The following is a 21,383-nucleotide window of genomic DNA, read 5'->3' as shown; positions in this document are numbered from 1 at the left end:
CAGTCCAGCCGTGCGCAGGTACCGGGCCTCAGCAGCTCCTCAGCCCGCTTTAGGGCGAGTGCGATAAGTCGGTGTGTCTGGCCGCCGTCCTCGGGCATCGGGCCGGCTGCCCGCCATGCGGCTTCTTCGGCCTGCCTGAGGAGGTCGAGCAGATCGGCATTACTATTGTCTTCCATCATTGACCTCTCATTAATTCGTCGTATCTATCACCCATCGGCTCCGAATGCGTCGGAATCCTGCTGGAATGCGTCGATACCGGCAGCGGGCATCGTTGCATTACGTTGAGTGGCTGCCGGAACTGGTTGCTATCGCGGTTCGGTCACTACCGCAATACGTCGACCTGCCGTCGCTTGGCGTCGGATGGCGTCGGGACCTGTAGGGACGGAGGGATTCCCGCTCGGGCCTTGTAGGGACCGAGGATTCCCCGTCCTGCCCCTACGTAGGGAGGGACGGATTCCCGGGGTGTCCCCCGTGTAGGGACGGAGAGTCACCCGCCTGGCAACCCGCATCCCCTCCTGCTGCCTGTATGGAGGGAAGGTCGCCTGAGCGCGCGGCTGCGACGCCCTTCCGGCTTCAAAGCATTGGGGAGGTCAGGGGTACCCCGTCCGCACTTGCTGTGGACGGGGAGGGATTCCTGGCCTACCCGTTAGAGAGGGGGAGAAATTCTCCCCCTACTTATAAGAGGGCCCAGAGATGTCCCGCATATCGTCACAAATAGGCACATCACAAAATGTGAGCTGCGTCTCACTTTCTCGCATGCCAGCTGGCGACCGCCTGCGGGCACGACGAAGCCCCGGCCGGGCGCGGGGCTAGACCGGGGCTGTCGGGGTGTTCTCAGGCCGCTACAGCGGCGCCTGACGGCGCATCGGGCCGCTGGGCTTCCGGGACTGCCGGGGGGCCGGGAAGATCGCCCACGGGGGCCGCTGCGGGCTCGGGTTCGGCGAGTCGCAGGCTGGTGCGCTTGGTGGCGGGGCGGTCGGCGACGTCGGCCGTGAACTCGACCCGGTCGGCGAGCTTGAGTCCCTTGCGCCACGGGTGCACCACGACGCGTACGCCGTGTTCCTCCAGCATCCCGCGCCGCTCGGCGTCATCCTTCGCGGCGTGCCACTCGTCGGCGATGGTCTGTCCGGTCGGCACCTTGCGCCATCCGGCGGGCCTCTCGGGTTGCTGCTCCAACTCCGCTATTTCGGCGGTGAGTTGGGCGTACTGCTGACGGAACCACTCCTCCTGATCGGCGGCGTCGTACAGTCCCGCCGTGCGGTCGGCCTGCAACCGGGTCCGGTTGGCCTTGAGTTCGGCGATCTGCGCGGCGAACCCGCTACCGGCGTCGAACACCCGGCGCATGACCTGCCCCTCGCCGAACCGGCCGAGGAACCATGCCCGGGTCAGCGCGTCGAGCGTGACGATCGCTGCGGACGGGGCGGGCTTGCAGTGCTCGGAACCGGGCAGGCCCCGAGTGCGGGCGGTGCACTGGAACGCGGGCACCCGCACCCCGCCGACCATCGCCGAACCGGTGCACAGCATCTTCGCCCGGCAGTTCCCGCACACCGCGATGCCGGACTGCATCCGCTCACCCCGCGCCGCGCGCTCCTTCCTCGGCTTGCCGGTGGGCTGCGGGGTCAGCCGCTTCTTAAGAGCCTCATGGGTGGGGCGGTCCCACAGCTCGGGAGCAACCTTCACCGGACGCCCGTCGGGCCCGATGTGCGGCTTGCCACCCACCATGAGGTAGCCCAACGCGGCCTCGCTGATCAGGATCTTCCGCAGCGAACTGCCGTGCCACGGAAGGCCCTGCGGCTCACGCCCGTACAGCACCGCCATCCGGTCGGCCGGATTCAGCACCCCCGCCCGGGTGAGCCGCGCGGCCTCGCTGTCCGGCGTCGTCTTGCGGGTGGTGTCCGCCAGGACGCGCCGCGCCACCTCCCGCGCATTCTGCGCCGAGTCGGGGTCCAGTTCGGTGTGGGTGACCTTCTGCGTCGGAGAGGGCCGCACATGCCGGTACCCGTATGAGGGGCGATGCGCGACCTGTCCCGCCTCGCGGGCACGCTTGCTCTCGTCCTGGTTGCGCTTCCGGATGGACCGGTGTTCCATCTGCGCACCGAGCGACTTGATCGAGAACTCGACCTCTTGATTCGAGTCGTCAAGATCCCACAGCCCGGGATGGTCCGCCGTCACCAGGTGCCGCCCGGCGTTCTTGTTCGCGTAGGCGGTCACCAGGGTGTCGACCTGGTTGCGGCCGATCCGGTCGACCGCCGAGGCGGCGAGCCCGTCGTAGGGGCCCTGCTGGTCGCACAGCCACGGGCCGAGACCGGGCCGGGTCTTCGGATCGGTCGCGCCGGAGACCTCCCAGTCGTCCGCCCACGCGATGATGTGGCCGCCCACCTCGGCCACCGCCCCGAGGATCTGCGCCATCTGCTTGGTCGGGCTGCTGGTTGCCCCCTGCAACCGCGACAACCGACGCACCCCCACGAAGCACAGACCACACCCGTCATAGGGTGTGACCGGTGCTTCGCTGCCCGGGATGATCTTCTTTGGCGCCATGCTGCACCCTAACTTTCTGATAGTTAGGGGACTACCGGGTTTCCTGGTCGCCCTCTCTTACAAGGGCAACCAAGCCCCTGGGTAGTGCAACCTCGTGCCCGTAGAAAGGGTTCAGCCCGTTCGGACGGTCAGGGTCTTCACGCTGTTGCTGACGAAGGACGCGATCGGCTCGGGCGTCGGCCCGTCCGCGAGCCGCAGGCCGGGGAAGCGGGTGAAGAGCTGCCGCAGCGCCGTCTCCGCCTCCAGCCGGGCGAGCCCGGCGCCGAGGCAGAAGTGCGGGCCGTGGCCGAGCGAGAGGTGCTTGGCGGGCTTGCGGGAGAGGTCGAACCGGTCGGCGTCCGCGAAGTGCTCCTCGTCGCGGCCGGCCGAGGCGTACGAGGCGATCAGCGCCTCGCCCTGACGGATGGTCACCTCGCCGACCTGGATGTCCTCGGTCGCGTACCGGAGCGGGAACTGGCCGACCGGGGAGTCGTACCGCAGCGTCTCCTCGACCACCGCGGCCCACGAGTACGTACCGTCCAGCACCCGGTCCAGCTGCGCGGGGTGGGCGAGCAGGGCCCGGACCGCGTTGGTGATCAGGTTGAGCGTGGTCTCGTGACCGGCGACCAGCATCAGCAGCAGGGTGCCGACCAGCTCCTGTTCGGTGAGCCGGTCGTCGTCCGCCCGGGCGGCGATCAGGTCGGTGGTCAGGTCGTCGCCGGGTTCGGCCCGCTTGCCCGCCACCACTGAGGCGAGCAGCGCGAACAGGCCCTGCTGCGCGGCGACCGCGGCGGCGGGCGTGGCCGAGCTGGAGACCAGGGTGTTGGAGAGCTCGTGCAGCTCGTCCTGCTGCTTGGGTGGCAGGCCGAGCAGCTCGCCGATCACCTGCATCGGGAGCGGGTAGGCGAAGTGCTCCCGCAGGTCGAAGTCGCCTTCCAGCACGGCGACTTCGTCGAGCAGCAGGGCGGCCCTGGCCTCGATCGCGGGAGCCAGTTCGGCGATCCGGCGCGGGGTGAAGGCCTGGCTGACCAGCCCGCGCAGCCGCCGGTGGTGCTCGCCGTCGGCGGTCACCATGCCGGGCACCGTGACGAAGTTGAGCAGCGGCCAGCCCTCCGGCAGGCGGCCCTCCCTGAAGGTGGTCCAGAGCTGGGCGTTCTTGCCGACCCGGGGGTCGTTCAGCAGCGTCTGGAGCGTCTCGTGCCGGGCTATCGCCCAGACCACCACCCCGCCAGGGAGCTCCACCAGGACCGCGGGCCCGGCCGCCCTGAGCCGGGCGTTCTCGGCGTGCTGGTCGCCGCCGAAGGGGTCGAGACGGAGGGGAGCGGCGGTGGCGTCCATGCGGGCCTTTCGGAGGGGGGAGTGCGCGGCGGGGTGAAGGCGCTGTAGAGCACCGGCAGGGCGACCAGGGCTCGCGACCAGGGGGACGGACGCCAGGCCAGTTCATGGCCGGGGACGGCGAGTTGGAGATCGGGAAGCCGGTGCAGCAGGGTCTCCACCGCGGTCTCCACGATCAGCCGGGCCGGGTGCTGGGCCGGGCAGACGTGCTTGCCCGCGCCCCAGGCCAGGTGGGCCCGGTTGCCGGCGACGCCGTCGGAGGTGAGCACCGAGGGGTCGGCGTTGGCGGCGGCCAGGCCGAGCACCAGCATGTCGCCCGCGCTGATGTACTGGCCGCCGAGCACGGTGTCGACGGTGGCCCAGCGGCCGGGGAAGTTCTGGGTCGGCGGGTCCCGCCAGAGCACCTCGTCGAGGGCGTCCGAGACGGTCAGCCGACCACCCGTCAGGGTGGCCCGGAACCGGCGGTCGGTGAGCAGCAGCCGGAGCGTGTTGCCGGTCCAGTTGATGGTGGTCTCGTTGCCCGCGACCATGATCACCACCAGGTGGTGCACCGCCTCCTCGTCGGTCATCGCGGCCTGGTGGGCCAGCAGCCAGGAGGTCAGGTCGGCGGCGGGCCGCTCGCGGCGCTGCCGGACCAGGTCGAGCAGGATCGCCTGGAACTCGGCGTTGGCCCGCACCGACTTGTCGCTGCTGTCCACGAAGTGGCTGATCAGCTCGACGATGTGCGGCCCGGCCGCGGCCGGCAGGCCGATCAGCTGGGTGAACACCATCAGCGGCAGCCGACGGGCGTACTGGGCGATCAGGTCGGCGGTGCCGTCCGGGCCCCAGCCGTCGATCAGGGTGTCCGCCGCGGCCTCGGTGGCCTGCCGCAGCTGCCGGTGGTCGATCCGGGCCAGCGTCTCGGAGACCGCCGCCCGCAGCCGCTGGTGCTCGGCGCCGTCCAGGTTGAGCAGGGTCGGCCGCCAGGCGGTCATCGGCAGCAGCCGGGAGTCCGGCTTCAGCCGGCCCTCGGCGGGGACCCGCCAGCGGCGCGAGTCCTTGGAGAACAGCTGCTCGTTCCGGGTGAGTTCGAGCAGCTCGGGGTAGCCGAGCACGAGCCAGGCCTCCACCCCCGGCTCCAGCTCGATCGGCGCCACCGGGCCGTGCTGCTCGCGCAGCCGGGCGTACAGGCCGTGCGGGTCCTCGGCCACCGCCGTACCGAAGAGAGCAGCCGGCCGGTGGGCCGGACAGCCGGGCGGCGGGGCCGCAGCAGCCGTCTCCGGCTGGGGAGTTGTCATCGCTGGAGCTCCAGTACCGCAGTCGAGTGCAGGTGGTCGACGAAGTCGATCAGGACGTCGTACGAGGCCCGGCGGTCCCGGGCATCGCACCGGAGGATCGGCACCTCGGGCAGCAGGTCGAGCGCCGCCCTGAGTTCGTCCTCGGGGTGGTCCGGGGTGTCCGGGAAGGTGTTGACGGCCACCGCGAACGGGATCCGCTGCTCCTCCAACTGCCCCAGTACGTCGAAGCTCTCCTCGATCCGCCGGGCGTCCACCAGCGCGATGGCCCCCAGCGCCCCGCGCGAGAGGTCCTCCCAGAGCGGCCAGAACCGCTGCTGGCCCGGAGTGCCGAACAGGTAGAGCGCGAGCCGGGAGTTCAGGGTGATCCGGCCGAAGTCCAGCGCCACCGTGGTGGTGGTCTTGTCCGGCCGCCCGGTCAGGTCGTCCACGTCGGTCCCGGCGACCGTCATGGTCTCCTCGGTCCGCAGCGGGGCGATCTCGCTGAGCGAGCCGACCAGGGTGGTCTTGCCGACCCCGAACGGGCCGGTGACCAGGATCTTCACGGCACTCTGGACGGTGTCCGGCAGATAGGCGGGCCGGGGCTCAGCGGAGTTGGCGGAGGCCAAGGAGCACCTCCTCCAGGAGGGTGGTGGGCAGGCGTTCGGCCTGTGGCACGGGGGGACGGACCAGGACGGCGCCGAGGTCCCAGAGATCACCGATCAGCACCTTGACCACACCGAGCGAGAGTCGCAGGTGGGCGGCGATCTCGGCGATCGAGAGCAGCTCCTGGCAGATCGTCAGGATCCGCTGCTGCTCCCGGTTCAGGCCGCCGGGCTCCGGGGCACTGCCGGGCACGGTGGCGACCAGGCTCTCCAGCGCCAGCACGTTCCGGCTCGGGCGGCTCCGCCCACCGGTGATCACGTACGGCCGGACCGGCCCGGTCACCGCGCGCTCCCGGCCGAATGCTCGGCCCGGGGAGGGCTGGTCAGGTGGCTGCCGATCCGCTCGACCAGCACCTGCATCTGGTACGCCACCAGGCCCGCGTCCACCGCCTCGCCGGTCACCACCGCGAGGTGTGCCCCGGCCCCGGCCGCGACCACGAACAGGTAGCCGCCGCCGTACTCGACGATGATCTGCCGGGTGCTGCTCTGCGGGCCGCCGAAGCCGTGCGCCACGCCCCGGGCCAGCGACTGCAGGCCGGAGCAGGCGGCGGCCAGTCGCTCGGCGTCGTCCCGGGCGATCCGCTCGCTGCGGCCGATCTCGAGACCGTCGTTGGACACCACGATGGCGTGCTGCACCTCGGGGACGGTGACGATGTCGGCGAGCAGCCAGCCGAGGTCAGGATTCGGGGTCATGGAGGTCTCCGGAGCGCTGAGGTTGGGGGGAGTCGGGGTACTGGTCCTGCTGGTGCCGCGCGGCCGACCGGCCGCTGGCGGTGCCCGCCTGGAAGAGCGACAGGAAGGTCTGCGCCTCCCGGGCCGAGCGCGGCGGCACGGGGGTACCGCCGAAGGTGGTGGCCGGCGGTTCGCCGCCGGTGCCGCGCCGGTTGGACCGGCGGGGCAGCCCGCCGTCACCCGTCCGGGCGGTGGGCGGCCGTTCGGGCAGCGCGGTACGCCGCTCGGCGGACGGTGCGGCCGGGGTCGGCAGCGCTTCGGTGAGCAGCGCGGTCGGCAGCAGCACCACCACCCGGACCCCGCCGTACGGCGAGGGTGCCGAGCTGAGGGTGACCCGGAACCCGTACTGCTCGGCCAGCCGGCCGACCGCCGCCAGGCCCAGCTGCGGGACCTCGCCGAGCCGGGAGACCTCCAGGCCGGAGCCGCCGGCCAGGGCAGCGGCGGCCTTCAGGATCGCGTGCTCGGGCATGCCGACGCCGCCGTCGTCGATCTCGATCACGGCGCCGTTGTGCACCGGCATCAGGGTCACGAACACCTGGGTGCTGGGCGGGGAGTAGCGGGTGGCGTTGTCCAGCAGTTCGGCCACCGCGTGGATCAGCGCCTCGGCGGCCGCGCCGACCACGGCGGTCTCGGTCCGGCTGCTGACCACCACCCGCTGGAACGGCAGGATGCGGGACTGCGCGCCGCGCACCACGTCCTCCAGCGCGACCGGCTCGGGCCAGTGCCGGCCCGCCCGGGCTCCGCAGAGCACGGCCAGGGTCTGGGCCAGCCTGGCCTGTTGGGCCGCCGCGTGGTCGGCCCGGAGCAGACCCTCCAGCAACTCCGGGTCGTCGTGGGTGCGTTCCATCTCGTCCAGCCCGGCCTGCTGGTCGTGCGCCATCACCAGGATCCGGCGGGCCACGCTGAGGAAGGCCCGCTGGGTGGAGGCGTTCAGCTCCTGCTCCTGCTGGACGGCCGCGCTCTCGGTGCTCCGCCGCTCGGTCTCGGCCCTGACCTGATCGCGGAGTTCGGCGTTCGCCTGCTCGGTCTCGGCCAGCCGGGTCCGCAGGGTGCGGCTGACCGCGTGGTACCGGGCGGCGGCCAGGAAAGCGAGAACGGTGATGGCAGCGAGGGCCGCACCGAACCACTGAGTCATCGTCACGCGGCGAATTCTAGGGTGGTGATCCTACGGAAGTATGAACGGATCTGACGTTCAGTGATCTGATCCGGTCAAAAAGTGGGACGCGCGCTGTGTCGAGGGGTCAGAAACCGCAGGTGGGCGGCCGTGTACAGTCAACTATCGCTACCGGCAGGTAGTTTCAGTCGGCCGACCGGGTCCGGTGCAGCAGGAGCAGCGCGACGTCGTCCGGTCGGGAGGGTCGTTCGGTCACGTTCAGAGTGAGCAGGTCGGCCAGCCGCTCCAGCGCACCGTCGGAACCGTCCCGGTCCGCCCCGCCGGTCCGGCGGCTCCACAGCTCGAGACCGCCGATCATCCGCTGCACCGACTCGTCGTAGTCCTCGTTCCGGTCCTCGACCAGGCCGTCGGTGTACACCAGCAGGGCCTCGCCCGGCGCCAGCCGACTCACCGTCAGGGGGTAGTCCCCGTGCGGGTCCACTCCCAGCGGCGGACCGCCGGGCAGCTCCAGCTCGACCGCCCGGTGCCCGGTGATCCGGACCGGCGGCGGGTGTCCGGCCCGGGCGCCGTCCAGCTGTCCGGTGACCGGATCCAGCGTCAGGTAGAGGCAGGTCGCGAACAGGTCGGTGTCCAGCTCGGCCAGCAGCCGGCTGGTCCTGGCCAGGGTGGCCGCCGGATCGTGCCCGTCGGTGGCGTACGCCCGCAGCCCGCTGCGGAGCTGGCCCATCACGGCGCTGGCCTCGGCGTTGTGCCCCTGGACGTCGCCGATCACCAGCCCGACCCGGCCGTCCGGCAGCGGGATCAGGTCGTACCAGTCGCCGCCGATCTGCATCCCCTCGGTGCTCGGCAGATAGCGCGCGGCGGTGGTCACCCCCGGCAGCTTCGGCAGCCTGCGCGGCAGCATCGCCCGCTGCAGCTCGGTGGCCCGGTAGTGGTGGGTGTCGTACAGCCTGGCCCGCTCCAGCGACTGGGCCAGGATGCCCGCGAAGGCCGAGTACATGGTGCGGTCCTCCCGGCTGAAGGCCCGCTCGGTGGCGAAGGTGATCAGGCAGGACCCGACCTGCCGCCCGGACGCCACCAGCGGCAGCACCGCCCAGGCCGCCGGGGCCAGCGGATTGCCGGTGGCCTGCTGCCCGGGCTCGCTGAACAGCGGGACGGCCCGGGCCAGCGCGGACTGCATCACCCCGGCCGAGAGGTCGTGCAGACGGCTCAGCTCGGTCCGGTACGGGCCGCCGAAGACGGTGTGCGAGATCGGCAGCAGCCGGCCCTCGTCCACCAGGTCCAGCACCAGGCTGGCCGCGCCCAGCGCGGGCCTGGCTATGTCGGTCATCGCGGTGGTGACGTCCCGGACGCTGACCGCCCGGGACAGTGTCCGGGTCAGCGCCAGCAGCAGCGCCGACCTGGCGCCCGCTACCGGCCCGTCGGCCGGCCCGGTGCCGGGGTCGGCGGTCTCGCCGGTGCGCTGACGGTCGGTCAGCAGGCCGGCCACCCTGACCGGCCGGCCGTGGGTGTCGAGCATCACCTCGCCGTCCTCCTGCACCAGCACGGAGCTCCCGTCGTCCCGCCGGACCCGGTAGCGCAGCCGGTACGGGCCACCGGAGGCGAGCGCCTCGGCCATGCCCGCCTGGAGGTCCGGCAGGTCCTCGGGGTGCACCAACTTGGCCAGGTCCGGCGCGGGCGCGGTCTCCGCCTCCGGCGGCGCGGTCAGCCCGAACAGCCGGTACGCCCGGGCGTCCCAGGCCGTCTCACCGGTGACCAGGTCACGGTCGAACGCCCCCGCCCCGGCGGCCAGCGCCGCCAGCGCCAGCACGGGCTGCCCGGCCGGCGCCCCGCCGGCCCGGACGCCGGGCGGCAGGTGGTGCTCGGCCGCCTGGACGTGGTCGATCAGATGTGAGAGCCGGTGCGCGACGGCCTCCGCCAGGGTCTCCAGCACGTCGATGTCGCGGCGCGGCACGGTGCCCCGGTGGGCCAGCGCGAGCGCCAGCGCACCGATCGCCACCCCGTCCACGATCAGCGGCATGATCGCCAGCGCGACCAGCCCGGTGCCCCGTCCGGCCAGCGTCTTGGGGTAGTCGGTGCTGGTCTGCTCCGGACTGAGCAGCACCGTCTCGCGGCGGCGCAGCGCGAGCGCCGCGGGGAGGTCGGACTTGGGGTCCACCAGGCTGTAGTGCTCGTGCGCCCACTCCGGCAGGCCGTGCGAGGCCGCGAGCCGCAGCATCCCCTCGGCGTCGGTCAGGTACAGCGCCGAGCCCTCACCGGTGATCCAGCCGGGGCCCTCGGCCAGGATGGTGCCGAGCAGTTCGGTGGCGCTCCCACTGCGCAGCAGCAGCCGTACGCAGCGCATCGAGGTCCGGGCGCCCTGCAGCCGGGTCTCGTCCTCCGGCGGCAGCCATGGCGAGGTCAGGTCCATCGGAAGCCCCGCCCTTCCGCTCGCTCAGGTAATGCTGAACATCTTATTTGCTCACCCCCTATTTGGCGGTTCCGGACACACTCAGCTCGGCATCTACGGTCAGGGGCTCGGGGAACTGCGACGCCGACCTCGGAAAAGGTGATCGGTGCGTAAGTGGTCAGGCACCTTCGCAGTGACCCGAACGCCAGATCTCCTCGCAGTTCCCCGAGCCCCTGGGCAGTAGACGGCTGAGCACCTGCAGAAGGCTCAGCTGCCTGCGCCGAGGCGGCGGACCACCACGAGGGTGCGGTCGTCGGCGACGTTGCGGGCCACCGTGCCGAGCAGCTCGGCGGCCGGGTCGCCGCCGCCGTAGCGGAGCAGCGGGGCGGCAGCCCGGAGCAGCCGGGCGATCCCGTCGTCGATGTCCTCGCCGGGGACCTCGACCAGGCCGTCGCTGTAGAGCAGCAGCGCATCCCCGAGCGCGAGCCGGCCCTCGGTGGGCGGGTAGGGGGCGCCGGGCAGGATGCCGAGCGCCGGGCCGCCGTCGCCGACCAGCAGCCAGCTGCCGCCCGACTCGCGGTGGTACTGGGCGGCCGGCGGATGGCCCGCCGTGAAGATCCGGTAGCCGCCGTGCGAGGGGTGCAGGGCGAGGTGGACGGCGGTGGCGAACTCCTCGTCTCCGCCGAGCCTGACCAGGAACTCGTTGGCGGTGGGCAGGAAGGACTCCGGCGGTACCGAGCCGAGCAGCATGGCGAAGGCGCCGGACAGGTGCATCGACCGGGCCGCCGCCCGGCTGCCCTTGCCGGAGACGTCCACCAGCAGGATTTCCAGCAGGTCCCGGTCGGGGCGGTGCGCGGAGAGCAGGAAGTCGCCGGAGAAGAAGGTGCCGCTGACCGGCGCGAGGGCCTGGTGGAACCGCCAGTCCAGCAGCCGGTCGGGCAGCCTGCCGAGGGCGGTGGTGCGCTCGGAGAGTTCCCGCAGCATCGCGTCGCCCCGGGTGCCGCGCAGGCCGAGCCTGCTGCGGTAGCGGGAGGTCAGCAGCACCACCAGGGCTGCCGCGCCGACCACCCAGGCCGAGCCGGGGGTCACTCCCAACGGTTCGCGCAGCCACCAGCAGGCGAGCAGGCCGACTCCGACCCCGAGCAGCAGGCCGACCTGGCGGCGGGTGTGCAGCAGGAAGCCGCCGAGGATCAGCGGCAGCGTCAGTGCGGAGGGCGGGCAGCCGGTGGGGGCGGCGATGGCCAGCAGCGAGAGCAGTGCGACCAGGATCAGGAGCAGTCCGAGTGCGGCCTTCTCGGCGGCCGGGTCGCCGTCCAGCAGCTGGCTCGACCAGCGGCCGGCCGGACCGCGCCGCAGCCGCCCGGCGAACTGCCGGGCCATCGTGGTGACTGCGGGCACCTGACCTCCGCCGGGGCTGACCTTCCGTCAGCTCAATCTAGCGTCAGATGTGCGTTTCAGGCCTTCTGTCGGCGGCCGATCGGCCTCACTGGCCGTCGCACTCGCCGTACGACTGCTGGGCTCCGGCGGTGACCGGCCGCAGCGAGCGGGCGCCGAGGATGATCTCCAGGAACCGACGGGCAGTGCCACGCTCCGGGGTGGTGGCGGCCGGGGTGGCGAGCGGGCTGCGCTGCCTGGGGATGTGCTGTTCAGGGATGGGGGCGGTGGCGGGACGGGCCGTCCGTGCGGTCTGCGTCATCTGCCCACATCCTTTGTGCTGGTGACAGGCGGGGATGCCTGCACACTGCCAGTGTCGGCCGGGCTCGGCGACGGAATGGTCTCGAAAACCACCCGAACGGATACCGTTCCGACGAACCGATGTTTATCCCGCTTCCGGCCAGGCCCGCAAGCCCTCGACCAGCACCCGGATCAGCCGCTGCCGAGTCACCGTCAGATCCGCCGCCAGCCGGAACGCCCCGCCCGCCGACAGCGAGGCGAAACCGTGCGCCGTCGAACGGACCGTGCGGGCGGCGTGCACCGACTCCTCGCCGGTCAGGCCGTAGCCGTTCAGCACCGCGATGATCACCCCGACCAACCGGGCGGCGGCCCGGGTCAGATCCGGGTCCGGATCGGGCGCCTGCGGCAGCGCCGCGTACCGGCGCGGGTGCTGCTCGGCGTAGTCCAGGTAGGCGTTCAGCAGTGCGGTCATCGCCTCGTCCCGGCTGCGTCCGAGCACCGACTCGGCCAGCCGCTCGGCCAGCTCCTCGGTGACCCGGACGGCGATCAGCCGGCGCAGTTCGGTCAGACCACCGGTGACGTGCTTGTAGAGCGAGGGGGTGGCGACACCCGCCCGGCCGGCCACGGCGGCCAGCGTGAGGCCCTCGGGCCCCTGGGCGTCGATCAGCTCCAGGGCGTGATCGACCACGGCGGCGGGGGAGAGTCCGGCCCTCGGCATCAGGCGACCTCGTGCAGGAAGGGGAGCAGGGCGTCGGCGGTGGCCTGCGGGAACTCCGCCATCGGGTAGTGCCCGGCACCGTCGATCATCACCTTACGGGCCTTCAGCGCCGCCGCCTGGCGGTCGGCCACCACGGCCGGGTCGGGGAAGTCCGGGTCCTGACCGCCCATCACGACCAGGGCGGGGCGGCTCACCCCGGCGGTCCAGCCGACCGGCGCGGAGTCACCGGTGACGTGCCCACGGGTGGCGACCTTGCGGCCGGGGGTGCGCAGGGCGGCGACGGCGGCGGCCCGGTACTCCGCGAGGTCGGCGGGCCCGCCGGTCGGGTACGCCTTCTTGAGGTAGGCGCCCCAGGCGGCGGGGAACCACACCACCAGGGTGCCGAGCGTCTTGACCAGGGCGCGCTGGAAGGCGTTCGGCGGCAGGTTCTCGATGAAGGCGTCGATCAGGGCGATGCCGGCCACCCGCTCGGGGGCGAGCGTGGCGACCTTCACGACGGTGGCGCCGGTGTAGGAGTTGCCGACCAGGGCGGCCCGCTCGATGCCCAGGTGGTCGAGCAGGGCGAGGGTGTCCTCGGCGATCGCGGCGGGTGAGTAGTCGGTCCAGGCGATCGAGGACTCGCCGAAGCCGCGCACGTCCAGGGTGATCACCCGGTGGCCGGCGGCGGTGAGCAGCGGGCGCAGGTGCCGGTACACCGTGCGGGAGTCGAGCATGCCGGGGAGCAGGACGACCGGGAGGCCGGTCTCGGTGGCGGTGTCGTCGTAGGCCAGTCGGCCGCCGGGGACATCCAGGTACTGGGTGGTGAGGTTCTTCGTCATAGCCATAAAGCTAAGGCTAATAGCCATAGCCGTCAAGAGGGAGGCGTTGGGATAGCGTGCGGGTGATCGCACCGCACCGAACCTGAGGGGTCGTCATGCCGTTCATCAACGTCAAGCAGCTGGCCGGTCGGACCGTGGAGCAGCGGGCCGAGATCGCCCGCGAGCTCACCGAGACGTACGTCCGGATCACCGGGGTGAGCCCGGCGGCGGTCACCGTGGTGATCGAGGAGATCCCGCTGGAGAACTGGGCGGCGGGCGGGGAGACCTACGCCGCCAAGCGGGCGAACGGCTGACCGGGGGCGGAGATGGGGGCGGGCTGACCGCCGCTCAGATCCCCTCCACCCGGAACGGGTCGTGCTCGGCGAGCAGCTTCTCCAGCCTGGCCTGGTCGACCCGGCTGGAGATCTCGCCGACTTCCTGGCGGTCGCGGATCACCTTGGCGAGCGTGAACGCCGCGGTGATCTCGTAGAGCAGGCCGACCGCCAGGAAGCCGCGCATCCAGGGGTTGACCGGCAGGTAGGCGATCCCGATCACCAGGGCCGAGCTGGCCAGGGCGAAGGACAGGACCGCCTGCAGGTAGTAGGCGTTGGTGGTCCGCGGCTGCATCGAAGGGCTCATGTCCTGAGGGTCTCCAACTCCCTTGTCGCGCACCTGAGTACGGATACTCAACCTCCGGTAGCGCACCGTCACCGAGTGAAAGAGCAAAAGCCGCATTCCGGTCACGGGTCGTCAGAAGAGATGGACTGCACCTCTCTAGCCGCTTGGAATCACGGGCTCCTAGGATTAACGTTTGATAACGCAGCGCGGTCGGCAACGCCGTACCAGAACGGCACCGTGCGCCGTCGCCTAATCCTCAGGACCCGCCGTCACCGGTGGGTCCGGGAGCCGGGGAACCACCGTTCCTTGGGGTGAATCGGCCGGGCCCCAAACCCGGTCGTAGGAGACCTTCCTGCTCCGAACCCGTCAGCTAACCCGGTAGGCGAGAAGGAAGGAAAGGAGCGCGCCTCCGTGGCGTCGACGCACTCCCAGGCACACCCTCGTACCGACTCCGGCAACCAGCTGCTGCTGGACCACCCGGATGCCGCCAGGCACCGGATGCCCCGTCAGCCCCGCTCCGGCGGCCCGCTGATCGGCGTCACCGCGATGACCGCCGCCCTCGGCGCGACCGCCTTCGCTGCCGCCACCCCGGCCGCCGCGGCCCCGCAGCCGCCCGCCGTGGCAGCCGCCGACTCCGCCGACCAGGCCGGGCAGCAGCACCTGCTCTCCGCCGACCCCGGTCTCGCCCTCGCCGCCCGGATCCAGCTCCAGGCCGACGGGCAGCGCACCGCCGCCGACGAGTCCGCCCGGCTGGCCGCCGCCCAGGAGGCGGAGGCCAAGCGGGCCGCCCAGGAGGCCGAGGCCAATCGCGCCGAGCAGCGCAGCGCGTTCGCGGCGCCGACCACCAACTACGAGCTGACCGCCCACTACGGCCAGTCCGGCTCGTACTGGTCGCACCTGCACACCGGCCTGGACTTCGCGGCCGCCACCGGCACCCCGGTCACCGCGGTCGGGGCGGGCACCGTCACCTCGGCCGGCTGGTCCGGGGCGTACGGCTACCGGGTGATCGAGACCCTGACCGACGGCACCGAGATCTGGTACTGCCACCTGTCCTCGATCGCCACCGCCTCGGGCGAGGTCGCCCCCGGCACCGTGCTCGGCAAGGTCGGGGCCACCGGCAACGTCACCGGACCGCACCTGCACCTCGAGGTCCGCCCGGACGGCGCCGCCCCGGTCGACCCGCTGGACTGGCTGCGCGAGCGCGGCATCAACCCCTGACACACCGTCGGAACGGGCCCGCCGACGGTGGGCCCGTTCCGGTCAGTCGGTCGCTTCGGCTTCCCCGGATCGCTCCGCCTGCTCGGCGAGGTACGCCTCGATCTCCTCGGTGCCAGGCTCCGGGGCCAGGTCCGGGTACTCGTGCACCAGCAGGGCGGGCAGCCCCGGGACGGTCCACTCACCCAGCAGCCCGAGCGCCTCCTCGACCACCGCGGCCTCGAAGCCGTCGAAGTCGCCGGAGAGCTCGTCCGGCATCGGCAGGCCGAGCGCGTTCAGCCCGGCCAGGTTGCGGTAGCTGCGCTGCATCAGCCGGTTCTCCAGCAGCAGCCGGGCGCCGTCGGTGGCCATCCCGATCGAGATCAGCCTGGTCCGGCCCCAGCCGCCGTCGGCGTCGATCTCGTCCAGCTCGGTCAGCGCGCCGAACGCCTCGGCCCGCTGCTCCGCCGTCAGCTCGCGGAAGCCGTCCAGCCAGGCCCGGACCGCCGCCAGGTCGGAGGTGTCCACCCCGGCCGCCCGGAGCAGCAGCGTGTACAGCCGGGGCCAGGTGACCAGGTGCGGCTGCCGGAGCAGCCCGCAGAGCAGCTCGCCCTGCCACTCCACCTCGGCGTGCAGCCGCTCGTGCCGCTTGGCGTTCAGCCGCTTGGCGGCCCGCTGATGGTCGATCAGCAGCCCCACCGCCCGCCCGTACGCGCCCGGGTCGGAGGCCGGCTGCACGTACATGTAGATCCGCTCGTACAGCAGCTGCTCCACCACCGGCGAGCTCAGCTCCGGGTAGCCGTCGTGCATCCGGCCGTCGCCCAGCTCCAGCAGGGCCAGCACCGTTCGGACCGCCTCCACCGGGACGGGGTCGAGACCCTGGTCGGCCGCCCACCTGAGCAGGTCGTCGGCACGGGTACGCGGGCTGAGCCGGAGGTCGTCGTCGTTCACCCCCGTACGGTATCCGGTGCCCGGGCCGGGGGCCGTTCGCCCCGGACAGGGGTGGGGTTCTCCCTACCCCCGGTCCGCCGGTGGACCTCATGTCGCCGGGGGCGCCGATCGGGCACCTTTGAGGGGTGGGCAGCGAGCAGGACAACGAGACCGAGGAGCCGGTGATGACCAGTCAGACCTTCCCGTACGCCGAGCGCAGCAGCAGCAACAGCAGCAGCCGGGTGCACCCGAGGTTCTGGTGGGCGCCGTTCGCCGCCGCCACCTACCGGGAGGTCGGCTTCGTGCTCGGCTCGCTGCCGCTCGCCATCCTGGGCTTCACCTTCGTGGTCACCTTCTTCTCGCTCGGGCTCGGCCTGGTGGTCACCGCGCTCGGGCTGCCGGTGCTCGCCCTGTTCACCTCGGGCTCCCGGGGCTTCGCCGCGCTGGAGCGGTACCGGGCCGAGACCCTGCTGGCCACCGAGGTCGCCGCACCCGCCCCGGTGGTGCCGTCCCGGCCCGGCTTCTGGGGCTCCGTCACCGCCCGGCTGGCCGACAGGGCGGGCTGGAAGGCGGCGCTGTACCAGGTGCTGATGCTGCCCTGGAGCATCCTGAGCTTCACCCTCACGGTGACCTTCCTGGTGACCGGCTGGGTGGTCGCGCTCTACCCGGCCTACCACTGGGTGTTCGCCCGCTACACCGACTGGCCGGGCTACCGGGTGTACGACTTCACCACCGACGCGGGCGTGCACCACGAGTACTACATCAGCTCGGCCCGGGACATCGCGGGCGTCTCGCTGCTCGGCCTGCTGCTGGTCTTCCTGACCCCGGTGCTGATCCGGGGCCTGACCAACATCTCCCGGATCGCGGTCAAGGGGCTGTGCGGCAGCCGCTGACCGGATGCGGCACCGCCGCTCCCGTGCTGCGATGAACAGGCCCGGTACCGCTCCCCGGTACCGGGCCTGACGCATCCTCGGGAGGCCCGGTGCACACCCCCAGCACGCTGATCACCTCCCGTCCGCTGGACGAGTACTGCGGCCTGTTCGGCCTGACCAGGGCCGCCCTGGTGGCTCTGCCGGGACCGGTCCTGGACTGCCCCGGTGGCGCCGCCGGACTGACCGCCGAGGCCCGCGAACTCGGCGTCACGGTGATCGCCACCGACCCGGCGTACGCCGCCCCGCTGCCCGAACTCACCGCGCTGGCCCGGGCCGGCCGGGACAGCATGGCCGCCCGGCTGGCGACGGCCCCCGACCGGCACCTGCCCTCCACCCACCTGCGGCCCGAGCGCTACCTGCGCAGCTGGGACCGGGCCCGCCGGCTGTTCGCCGCCGACAGCGTGGCCCGTCCCGAGCGGTACGTGGCCGCCGCACTGCCCCGGCTCCCGTTCGCCGACGGCTCGTTCGCGCTCACCCTGAGCGCGTACCTGCTGTTCGCCTACCCGGAGCTGTTCCCGCTCGAGCAGCAGCTGGCCGGGCTGCTCGAACTGGTCCGGGTCACCGCCCCGGGCGGCGAGGTCCGGGTCCACCCGCTGCACGACGGCGCCGCCCGGCCCTGCCCGCACCTGTCGCGGCTGCGGTTCGCGCTGGGGGAGCGTCGGGTGGCCAGCGAGATCACCCGGTTCGCCCGCCCGGGCGACGGGCGGACCCGCCGGGTGCTGGTGCTCCGCCGGGTCGGGCGTTAGCTACTTGGCCGGAGTGGGGCTCGGGACCGTGGCGGAGAGCTTCTTGAGGATCTCCTCGCCGACCACCCGGCGGCGCGAATCCTTCGGCGCGGTACGGAAGTTGCGCAGCTTGTCCTCCACCGCGAAGCGCAGGCTGCGCTTCTCCTCCGGGGTCAGCGGCAGTTGCAGGATCGCCTCGCGGGCCGCCAGCAGGGCCTGCAGCAGCTCGAAGGCGGACAGGTCGCTGCGGATCGCACCGATCACCAGCGGCAGGTTCTCGTGGTCGGGCCGCCCCTGGAACAGCGCCAGTGCCTGCACCCGCAGGCCCTCGGTCTCGGCCTCGAACAGCCGCCTGACCTCGGCCGGGCTGAAGTCCAGCTCCCTGGCCCGGCGGACGGTCTGGCCGACCGAGTCGGCCAGCGTCTGCCGGTCGGCGGTGGACAGCGCGCGGGCCAGCCGCAGGCGGGTGAGCAGCCAGCCGGAGAGGAAGCCGAGCACCGTGAAGTACACCGCGAGCGCGGCCGCGAACGCCGACGCCCCGCTGCCGCCGCCGACCACCGGGGCCAGCGCGTCGCCGAGCTGCGCCAGCCGGCGCGGCAGGGTGCCGATCTGGGTCAGACCGGCGCCCAGCAGGATCTTGGTCAGCCAGTCGGAGACCTGCTCCAGGTTGGTGTTCGGCGCGTAGCTCGCGGTGGAGGTGGCGCTCAGATCGGCCGGCTGGGCCGCCGCCCCGCTGGTCAGCAGCCGGGGGATGCCGAACAGGAACCCGGCCCCGCCGCCGACCATCATCGAGCTGGCCGACACCACAAGCCCGCCGCCCAGGGCCGCCGCCCAGTCCTCGCTGGCCGAGGCGTACAGGGCGAGCCCCAGCAGCCCGGCCCCGACCACCGCCCCGAGTCCGGCCTTCGCCGCCGGTGCCAACTCCCCGTCACGTTCCAGCTCCACCGCACACCCCTCCCGCTGCCCGAACCGCGCTGCAACCGTAGCGGACCGGTCACGCTCCGGGCAGGCCCCGGGCGCCTCCGCTCCCGAACTGCACCCGGAAAGTGCCGAGTTGACTGTGCGCGCTGCTCAGCATCCGGACCGTCAGCTCCGGGTCCAGCCGTCGCGCCTCGGCCCAGTCAGCCGCCGCTTCCCGGTGCTGCCCGAGCCGCTCGTGGGTCTGGCCCCGGCGGACCAGGGCCCAGGCGTACGTCGGGCTGAGCTCGATCGCCCGGGAGAAGTCGGCCAGCGCCTCGGTGTGACGGCCCGCCACCCGGTGGGTCTCACCGCGTTCGGCGACCACCCACTGCCAGCCGGGGGAGAGCGAGACGGCCAGGTTCAGATCAGTCAGCGCCGCGTTGAACCGGCCTGCCTTCCGGTGCAGTTCGGCCCGGCGGGTGAGTGCCCACGGCTGCTCCGGATTCAGGTCGAGGGAGCGGTCCAGGTCGGCCAGAGCGTCCTGGTCGCGGCCGAGCTGGTGCAGCACCCAGCCCCGGCTGGCCAGCGGCCAGCCCTCCGCACCGTTCAGCTCGGTGGCCCGGGTGAGCTCGGCCAGCGCCTCGGCCGGGCGGCCGGCCAGGCGGTGGATCTCGCCGCGCTCGGCCCGGTGCAGCCAGTCGGACGGGTCGAGGCCGACGGCCAGATCCAGGTCGCGCAGCGCCTCCTCGAAGCGGCCCAGGGTACGCAGCAGCCGGCCGCGTTGGACCAGCGACGCGGCCTGGTCCGGGGCGAGTTCGACGGCCCGGCCCCAGTCGGCCAGCGCCTCGGGCAGCTGCTTCAGGGCCTGTCGGCTGCGGGCCCGGGTGGCATGGGCCCGGGCGGACTCCGGGTCGAGCGCGAGCGCCGCCGAGCAGTCACCGGCCGCCGCCGGGTGGTCGCCGCCCAGCTGGTGCCGGTCGGCCCGGGCCAGGAAGCAGGCCGCCCGGTGCTCGGCGGGCAGCCCGGGATGGGTCAACAGCAGGGTGAGCAGCGTGAGTTCGGGCCTGTCGTCGAGTTCGGGACTGTCGTCGAGGCCGGTCAGTTGCTCGCCCCAGTGAGCGAGCGGCTCCGCCTCGGTGTCCCGGGCGGCCAGGGCGATCGTCCGGGCGGCCCGTCGGCAGGCCGAGTCACCGCTCGTGCAGGCCTCGATCAGCTCCACCAAGGCCCCGGGCAGCGCCTGGTGCGGGTTGGCGCAGAGCCGGTGGTAGGTCTCGCTCAGCCGGTACTCCAGCCAGGTCCCGTCCTCCCAGCGCCCGTCCGAAGGCAGATCCTGCTCCAGCGCCGACCGCCAGCGGCCGAACGCCTCGGCCAGCGCGGTGTGCTGCTCGCGCCAGCCGAGCGGTGACCGGGTGCGCTGCAACCGGAGCATCGGCGTCCGCACCACGTCGTGGTAACGGGCCTTCCCCGCCTGCTCGTTGACGAACGGCAGGGCGCGCAGCCAGGCGTAGTGGTCGCCGTCGGCCAGCACCCGGTAGACGTCCTGGTCGAGCTGGAGCGGCAGCGCGCAGGCCAGCGCGGCCGCCCGCCGCTGAGGGGCGGTCTCCCAGCGCAGGAACCGCTCCACCGCAGTGCCCGAGGGGTCCTGCACCGCGCCGGGACCGGTCGGCCGGGCCTGGGCCAGGGTGTCGAGCAGCACCGGCAGCCCGCCGGCCAGCCGGAGCACCGTCCCGGTCACCTGCTCGTCGGTGATCCCCCGAACCGTCAGCAGCTGCCGCGCCTCGGTCTCGGTGAACACCTCCAACGGGAGCTCCGCGACCAGGTCCATCGCATCGGCCCAGACCCGTGGGTCCAGCTGCCGCTGCCCGGCCAGCACCACCAGCACGTTCAGCGGCAGCTCGCCGTGCCCGCCGTCCACCAGCAGTTCCCGCAGCCAGCCGTCCAGCACCGGGGCGGTCCGCTCGTACGTGTCGAAGAACAGCACCACCCTGGGCCGCTGCCTGGCCAGTTCGGTCAGGTCGGCCAGGAACACCGGGGTCAGCAGCGGGACGGGGGTGAGCACCAGCTGCACGTCGTCGTGGCTGCGCAGCCGCGCGCTCAGCAGCCCGCGCAGCCGGTCCGCGCCGGCCGCCACCTGCTGCGCGTCCATCACACCGGCCAGCGCACCCACCACGGGCACCGCACCGAGCCCGGCCAGGCCGACCTGGGCCGCCAGCGTGCCGGCCACCGAGGGTTCCCCGTCGGACTGGCCGACCGGCGCGCTCTCCGCCTCGTGCCGCCGCTGCCGGTAGGTGGCCAGCAGCCGGTCGAACCGCTTCAACGGCCGCCCCTGCCGCTCGCACTGGGCACTGACCGCCGCCATCGCCTCGACCACGCTGTGCACGTCGTCGTCCAGATACGCGGTGACCGACTCGCGCTCCCGGGCGACCGCCTCCAGCTGCCGCAGCAGCGAGGTCTTGCCGACGCCCGCGTTGCCCCGGACGTGGAACAGGAACTGGTACGCCTCGTCGGCCGGATCGCGCTCGAGGTTCGCCCGGAACGCGGCCAGCTCGGCCCGCCGTCCGACGAACCCGCCCCGACGCCTGCGCCGGATCAACTCCTGCCGGGAAACCTGCTGTTCCGCCATCGCCGCCCACCCCCTGGCGCACCATCATGGCGTACCCGCCCGGGGCATGCAGACGGCCCGTGGGTCACTCCTCGTGGCTCGCCCCCTGAGGGGCGGCCGACGAGGCACCGGGGATGTCTCCGGTGAACCCACGGGCCGGGTGACTGCTGGGAATTGCCTGCCGCCGGAGGCTGGTACCGGCCTCACTACTGCACAGGCAGGGGCGGCTCTAGCGAGCAGCCACCTCACACATCCTGATGGAACTCAACTCAGGATCACCTCCTTTCA

19 protein-coding genes and 1 riboswitch are annotated in these 21,383 nt (G+C 72.7%); of the genes, 4 read left to right on the top strand and 15 right to left on the bottom strand.

The features are described from left to right. Positions 1–834 precede the first annotated feature (834 nt). The 11 genes from ACXJMZ_RS18400 to ACXJMZ_RS18350 form a co-directional block, all read right to left on the bottom strand. Positions 835–2,451, bottom strand: a complete 1,617-nt coding sequence (locus ACXJMZ_RS18400; protein WP_457031136.1) for a recombinase family protein — start codon at positions 2,449–2,451, stop codon at positions 835–837. Positions 2,452–2,649: 198 nt separating this feature from the next. Further along, on the bottom strand, positions 2,650–3,855 hold the full coding sequence (locus ACXJMZ_RS18395; RefSeq protein ID WP_457031135.1) for a cytochrome P450 family protein: 1,206 nt from the start codon (positions 3,853–3,855) through the stop codon (positions 2,650–2,652). Between the two features lie 1,270 nt (positions 3,856–5,125). After that, positions 5,126–5,734 carry a GTP-binding protein gene (locus tag ACXJMZ_RS18390; RefSeq protein ID WP_457031134.1) on the bottom strand — a complete coding sequence of 203 codons (609 nt, stop codon included), beginning with the start codon at positions 5,732–5,734 and terminating at the stop codon, positions 5,126–5,128. Beyond that, positions 5,712–6,053, bottom strand: a complete 342-nt coding sequence (locus tag ACXJMZ_RS18385) for a DUF742 domain-containing protein (protein WP_457031133.1) — start codon at positions 6,051–6,053, stop codon at positions 5,712–5,714. The genes ACXJMZ_RS18390 and ACXJMZ_RS18385 overlap by 23 nt, the downstream gene beginning before the upstream one ends. Beyond that, positions 6,050–6,463 carry a roadblock/LC7 domain-containing protein gene (locus tag ACXJMZ_RS18380; RefSeq protein ID WP_457031132.1) on the bottom strand — a complete coding sequence of 138 codons (414 nt, stop codon included), beginning with the start codon at positions 6,461–6,463 and terminating at the stop codon, positions 6,050–6,052. Before ACXJMZ_RS18380 ends, ACXJMZ_RS18385 begins: the two co-directional genes overlap by 4 nt. Continuing rightward, the gene (locus tag ACXJMZ_RS18375; protein ID WP_457031168.1) at positions 6,447–7,637 is read right to left on the bottom strand and encodes an ATP-binding protein; all 1,191 of its coding nucleotides are present in this window, start codon (positions 7,635–7,637) and stop codon (positions 6,447–6,449) included. Before ACXJMZ_RS18375 ends, ACXJMZ_RS18380 begins: the two co-directional genes overlap by 17 nt. A gap of 163 nt (positions 7,638–7,800) precedes the next feature. Continuing rightward, positions 7,801–10,026: a SpoIIE family protein phosphatase gene (locus ACXJMZ_RS18370; RefSeq protein WP_457031131.1), complete on the bottom strand. Its 2,226-nt coding sequence runs from the start codon at positions 10,024–10,026 to the stop codon at positions 7,801–7,803. Positions 10,027–10,272: 246 nt separating this feature from the next. Beyond that, a complete protein-coding gene (locus ACXJMZ_RS18365) occupies positions 10,273–11,403 on the bottom strand; it encodes a PP2C family protein-serine/threonine phosphatase (protein ID WP_457031130.1) in 1,131 nt (376 codons plus the stop codon). 85 nt (positions 11,404–11,488) lie between these two features. Next, positions 11,489–11,701, bottom strand: a complete 213-nt coding sequence (locus ACXJMZ_RS18360; protein WP_457031129.1) for a hypothetical protein — start codon at positions 11,699–11,701, stop codon at positions 11,489–11,491. 123 nt (positions 11,702–11,824) lie between these two features. After that, positions 11,825–12,397 carry a TetR/AcrR family transcriptional regulator gene (locus ACXJMZ_RS18355; RefSeq protein ID WP_457031128.1) on the bottom strand — a complete coding sequence of 191 codons (573 nt, stop codon included), beginning with the start codon at positions 12,395–12,397 and terminating at the stop codon, positions 11,825–11,827. Further along, positions 12,397–13,221: an alpha/beta fold hydrolase gene (locus ACXJMZ_RS18350; protein ID WP_457031127.1), complete on the bottom strand. Its 825-nt coding sequence runs from the start codon at positions 13,219–13,221 to the stop codon at positions 12,397–12,399. Before ACXJMZ_RS18350 ends, ACXJMZ_RS18355 begins: the two co-directional genes overlap by 1 nt. 89 nt (positions 13,222–13,310) lie before the next feature. Between ACXJMZ_RS18350 and ACXJMZ_RS18345 the strand changes: the two genes are divergently transcribed. Further along, positions 13,311–13,508 (top strand): tautomerase family protein, encoded by a 198-nt coding sequence (locus ACXJMZ_RS18345; RefSeq protein ID WP_457031126.1) that lies wholly within the window; start codon positions 13,311–13,313, stop codon positions 13,506–13,508. Between the two features lie 34 nt (positions 13,509–13,542). Here the strand turns inward: ACXJMZ_RS18345 and ACXJMZ_RS18340 are convergent, their stop codons facing one another. Continuing rightward, positions 13,543–13,833 carry a YiaA/YiaB family inner membrane protein gene (locus ACXJMZ_RS18340; protein ID WP_457031125.1) on the bottom strand — a complete coding sequence of 97 codons (291 nt, stop codon included), beginning with the start codon at positions 13,831–13,833 and terminating at the stop codon, positions 13,543–13,545. 215 nt (positions 13,834–14,048) lie between these two features. Further along, positions 14,049–14,212: riboswitch (cyclic di-AMP (ydaO/yuaA leader) on the top strand. An 11-nt stretch (positions 14,213–14,223) separates the two neighbouring features. On the opposite strand from ACXJMZ_RS18340, the gene ACXJMZ_RS18335 reads away from it, so the two are divergent. Beyond that, on the top strand, positions 14,224–15,030 hold the full coding sequence (locus tag ACXJMZ_RS18335; protein ID WP_457031124.1) for a M23 family metallopeptidase: 807 nt from the start codon (positions 14,224–14,226) through the stop codon (positions 15,028–15,030). Positions 15,031–15,072: 42 nt separating this feature from the next. Here ACXJMZ_RS18335 and ACXJMZ_RS18330 read toward each other — a convergent pair whose 3' ends face one another. Next, positions 15,073–15,957: a hypothetical protein gene (locus ACXJMZ_RS18330; protein WP_457031123.1), complete on the bottom strand. Its 885-nt coding sequence runs from the start codon at positions 15,955–15,957 to the stop codon at positions 15,073–15,075. Positions 15,958–16,082: 125 nt separating this feature from the next. Between ACXJMZ_RS18330 and ACXJMZ_RS18325 the strand changes: the two genes are divergently transcribed. After that, complete coding sequence (locus tag ACXJMZ_RS18325) at positions 16,083–16,829, top strand: sensor domain-containing protein (RefSeq protein ID WP_457031122.1); 747 nt, start codon at positions 16,083–16,085, stop codon at positions 16,827–16,829. Positions 16,830–16,918: 89 nt separating this feature from the next. Then, a complete protein-coding gene (locus tag ACXJMZ_RS18320) occupies positions 16,919–17,614 on the top strand; it encodes a class I SAM-dependent methyltransferase (RefSeq protein WP_457031121.1) in 696 nt (231 codons plus the stop codon). On the opposite strand, the gene ACXJMZ_RS18315 is transcribed toward ACXJMZ_RS18320, so the two are convergent. Both ACXJMZ_RS18315 and ACXJMZ_RS18310 read right to left on the bottom strand, forming a co-directional pair. After that, complete coding sequence (locus tag ACXJMZ_RS18315) at positions 17,615–18,538, bottom strand: hypothetical protein (protein ID WP_457031120.1); 924 nt, start codon at positions 18,536–18,538, stop codon at positions 17,615–17,617. A gap of 49 nt (positions 18,539–18,587) precedes the next feature. Beyond that, entirely contained in the window at positions 18,588–21,116 is a 2,529-nt protein-coding gene (locus ACXJMZ_RS18310; protein WP_457031119.1) for a tetratricopeptide repeat protein, read from the bottom strand. Positions 21,117–21,383: the final 267 nt, after the last annotated feature.

Source organism: Kitasatospora sp. P5_F3 (genome assembly GCF_054049135.1).
Note: the sequence above shows the minus strand (reverse complement) of the source record. Positions and strands in the feature narration are given on the sequence as shown.